General features: G+C 34.1%; 1 protein-coding gene. It reads right to left on the minus strand.

Translation table 11 applies throughout. The features are described 5' to 3' along the window. Positions 1 to 798: CagY family CD-EC repeat-containing protein (locus tag I6852_RS07875; protein WP_331458830.1), on the minus strand; the 798-nt coding region annotated here is incomplete at both ends.

Raw genomic sequence — 798 nt, forward strand, 5'->3', positions numbered from 1 at the left:
CTAATCTCAGGGTCATTTATGAGTTTTAGGCACTCTTTCCGTTCTTCATCGGTTTTAGCGTTTTTCAAACAATCTAGAGCCACTTGAACTTTTTGTTGGTTCAGTAAGCTTTTTTTCAGGTTTTCATCTTTGATTAAATCTAAACACTTAATCCTTTCTTCTTCAGTTTTGGCGTTTTTGATGCAGTCGTTATAAGCCTCTAGAGTCTTTTTCATTTGATCTTGAAGTTTTTTGTCTTTGATAAGCTTCAAACATTCTTCATAGTTGCCACCATTACTAATACACTCATAAAAGGCTCTCAATGGGTTTTTGTCCTCAATTTCTGCAATATTCAAATAGTTGTATAAGGTTCTATTGGGATCGTCATTGAAGAAAAGATTCTTATCGATCATATTGCCTTTTTCATTCCGTTCTTTCAGCAATCGGTTATACTCTTGCCTTATTTGGATTTCATCATTGACATAAAGATTCCTGTCTTTGCTAAAACGAGAGCTTTTATCTTCCAAAGGTATAAAGTAGTGAAAAATGCTTCTAGAAAATAAAATAATCACGATAAGAACAGCGACTACAATGCCACCAATAATGTATTTCTTTTTGCTTCCTTTGATAATCTCTTGATCGTTAGAGTCGTCAGTTATTTCTTCTAGCTTGTCTTTATCAAAATGGGTTTTAGTTTCTTGGGTTTTAGTTTCTGTGGGGTTGTCAAGATGATTGTCTGAGCTTTCTGTGGGGTTGTCAAGATGATTGTCTGAGCTTTCTTTGGATTCTTTTAAAAGATCTTCAAAATGATTGACCTCT

It is taken from the genome of Helicobacter pylori, assembly GCF_015904775.1.
Classification (GTDB): domain Bacteria; phylum Campylobacterota; class Campylobacteria; order Campylobacterales; family Helicobacteraceae; genus Helicobacter; species Helicobacter pylori_DM.